Source organism: Microcoleus sp. B3-A4, assembly GCF_036705385.1.
Classification (GTDB): domain Bacteria; phylum Cyanobacteriota; class Cyanobacteriia; order Cyanobacteriales; family Microcoleaceae; genus Microcoleus.
Map to the genome: position 1 here is coordinate 1 of NZ_JAUBUI010000184.1, position 2702 is coordinate 2702.

A 2702-nucleotide genomic window follows, 5' to 3' on the forward strand; every position below is an offset into this window, starting at 1 on the left:
GGTTTAACAAACTTTCACTGGTGGCCTCAAGTTCCAGTTGCTGCTTAATTATGGGTAAGCACCCGGACATGATATAAGTGCTTAGCCAAGCCCACATCAGATTTTTTCTTTGTGAACTCCCCAGTGGCAACGATCCTTTCATACCCTCGGTGAGCCTTGTGGACTTTTGCATCGGCCGCCTCGATTTGCCCTAGGGATTTGTAGGCTTTTTTAGAGTGGCGAGCGTTCTGGGTTTTCTCTTTCGCAAGCTTCTTAAGCGCATCGGCTTCTTCCTTTTTGAAGTAGCGCGGGCCCTCCACTACGGGCGAAGTGCGGATGCTGACAAAGTTGCCGGGATTGAGAGGTGTAATTACGCTGGCATCGGTCGGAGCGGTCAACTTGTCAGACTTGCTGCTGATAGCGTCGCTGCTTTCACCACCGAATAGTCGGGTCATGGTTCCCATTATTTACCTACCTGAATTGTGATTTTTACAGGGAAAAGATTTAGCGGATTGATGCGAGGGAATTGCCCTAAAACCAGCAACGCAAAGCCAACCGACGCAAGGGCGAGGGTTAATGCTTGCGCCCAATCAATCCAGTCAATCAAATTAATCTGGTGGGCGGGTTCGTGACTTGAAAGCGCTGTGTCAAGCGGTTGAGCGATATTACGATCAAACTCTAGACCGTGCGCGAGCAAAAGTTTTTCCCAGGTCGCGGTCGATCGTAAATCTCCAAAGGTCTTAGCTTGTTCCTTGCTCAAATTGCAGGCGGCTGCGAGTTCTTTGAGTTGATCAATTCGGCGGCGCGACCGCATCGGCTCAGCCACGACTGATAAGCCTCAGCGTGTTGCCTGCAGTCGGCTCTCCATCAAAGCAGGGATAGCAACACTTACTGCACGTGCTATGTGTCCAATGAACGTAATAAACCCAGGTATGGCGGGGATAGTACGAAGCCTCTGGCAAATAGCACAATCCCACGACCTCGCCAAAATCAGTGGCAAACTGGGGAGCGTCCTCGTCTTCGTTTTGCTCCCAGTCCTGAGCGATTAAGTCGCCAATCTTGAATTCTGGCAAGGGTCGTTCATCAGGCGAGGTAGCAGGTTGGACTTGCGGAACCAGAAACGGCAAACCGACGGCCGCTAACCCTTGCAAGAGTCCACGCCGAGAAAATGTAAAGTGTTGCGATTGCCCCTCGGGACAATCGGCTGAATGTGGCATTATAGTTAGGCTCCAAGCGTTGGACTTAACGTTTGGGGAAGTCGTGACTTGTTCGGTGTTCCTAGCACCGCTCAGTCGCGCATCAATCTTCCTTGTTACTTACGATCGCAGGTTTCTGCCTTAGCGTCAATACTGGGTGTTAAGTTTTGTATTGTCGGGTTACTCTATCCTCAATGCTAATACCCCAAAATTTCACCCCAGTCCTAATCTTTTTCAAATTAACCTATCCTATCGTCTAGCTCGCCTAGTCTTTTGCTTAAATCATCTAAAAAAGCTTGCTGGATTTCATCAGCATTGCGTAATTGATATCCGACTCTTGACAATTTTTCAAGCCACACTACCAGAAATTCTTTCAACCTTTCTCTAACATTCGAGTTCATATTCCCTCCTAGGTTACTGTAAAGCCCCTTTCTATGGGGACTCTAGATTTTTAGTTGACTTTATCAGGGGTTTAACCCTCAATCATCTCCCAGAGGGTGAGAATATCGCCTAAATCAGCCTTAGACTTTTTGCGCTTGGCTTTCAGTCGGTTTAGTGCATCTGCGGGGGCTGGTAGCTCAAAATCAGCCAATGGCTGATTTGTTCGCAGTGTTTCATTTTCTCTCAACAACCCTTCAACCCGATGGACGCTACGCTGAAGCATATCGACGTAATAGCGGTTCACCTCTGCTAACTTATGTCTCAGTGCTTCATTCTCATTCCTTAAGTTACCTAAGTTAATAGGTAACTTAGTTTTAGTAACCGTGGGTAACTCCTCAGAATTACCCGATTCGGACTTTCCCCGCAGTTCCCCCCGTAATGCTTCTAGGGATTCTTGCAACGCTTGTACTTGGGATTTTAAGGCAGCGAATTCCTCAATGGTAACCGCATCTATAACTCTATCTGTAACTACTCGCTCGCTTCTCTCTATAACTTCTGTAACCTTATTCGTAACCCGTGGCTGTGGGGGGATATTTAGATCCTCTGCAATCTCGTCTAGCAGGGGAGTGCTTATTTCTGAGGTTTTGCCTATATATTTTTTGTGCAACCTACCTTTAGTCTTTCTGTAACCATACCAGTAATCACCGCTCTTGGTAGATTCTTTGCGGACTGTGTAGGGTTTGTTTTCGCTTCCTACTACAGGCTCATACCTAAAAGATTTAACAGTCTCTAGCCACTTTTGACCTTTGTTATCGTTTAGCGATAACCCATCAAATCTCTTATCCTCTGACTGGATGTGGCAATTTACCACCGATGGAATTGTCATAAGTTACCTACCAGTTACCATTGCTTTCTACAACCACAATAGTTACATAGAGCATTAGTAACTGTCAAGCGGTTACACAAATCTATTTTTAGGGCAATTTGGGTACAAATAGTTACATAGAGCATTAGTAACTGTCAAGCGGTTACACAAATCTATTTTTAGGGCAATTTGGGTACAAATAGTTACATAGAGCATTAGTAACTGTCAAGCGGTTACACAAATCTATTTTTAGGGCAATTTGGGTACAAATAGTTACATAG

General features: G+C 45.9%; 5 protein-coding genes. All 5 read right to left on the reverse strand.

Features of this window, described 5'->3' with window-relative positions:
• Window positions 1-44 precede the first annotated feature (44 nt).
• The 5 genes from QUB33_RS29105 to QUB33_RS29125 all read right to left on the reverse strand — a co-directional run bounded on the left by QUB33_RS29105 (window position 45) and on the right by QUB33_RS29125 (window position 2442).
• Complete coding sequence (locus tag QUB33_RS29105) at window positions 45-443, reverse strand: hypothetical protein (RefSeq protein WP_333358035.1); 399 nt, start codon at window positions 441-443, stop codon at window positions 45-47.
• Window positions 443-805 carry a hypothetical protein gene (locus QUB33_RS29110; protein WP_333358038.1) on the reverse strand — a complete coding sequence of 121 codons (363 nt, stop codon included), beginning with the start codon at window positions 803-805 and terminating at the stop codon, window positions 443-445. The genes QUB33_RS29105 and QUB33_RS29110 overlap by 1 nt, the downstream gene beginning before the upstream one ends.
• Entirely contained in the window at window positions 798-1196 is a 399-nt protein-coding gene (locus QUB33_RS29115; RefSeq protein WP_333358041.1) for a hypothetical protein, read from the reverse strand. The genes QUB33_RS29110 and QUB33_RS29115 overlap by 8 nt, the downstream gene beginning before the upstream one ends.
• A gap of 218 nt (window positions 1197-1414) precedes the next feature.
• Complete coding sequence (locus QUB33_RS29120; RefSeq protein WP_333358044.1) at window positions 1415-1576, reverse strand: hypothetical protein; 162 nt, start codon at window positions 1574-1576, stop codon at window positions 1415-1417.
• Window positions 1577-1647: 71 nt separating this feature from the next.
• Window positions 1648-2442: a hypothetical protein gene (locus QUB33_RS29125; protein ID WP_333358048.1), complete on the reverse strand. Its 795-nt coding sequence runs from the start codon at window positions 2440-2442 to the stop codon at window positions 1648-1650.
• Between the last annotated feature and the right edge of the window lie 260 nt (window positions 2443-2702).

Coding starts and splice junctions, on each gene's coding strand:
- QUB33_RS29105 (WP_333358035.1), bottom strand. CDS start 443: ATGGGAACCATGACCCGACTATTCGGTGGTGAAAGCAGCGACGCTATC.
- QUB33_RS29115 (WP_333358041.1), bottom strand. CDS start 1,196: ATGCCACATTCAGCCGATTGTCCCGAGGGGCAATCGCAACACTTTACA.
- QUB33_RS29120 (WP_333358044.1), bottom strand. CDS start 1,576: ATGAACTCGAATGTTAGAGAAAGGTTGAAAGAATTTCTGGTAGTGTGG.
- QUB33_RS29125 (WP_333358048.1), bottom strand. CDS start 2,442: ATGACAATTCCATCGGTGGTAAATTGCCACATCCAGTCAGAGGATAAG.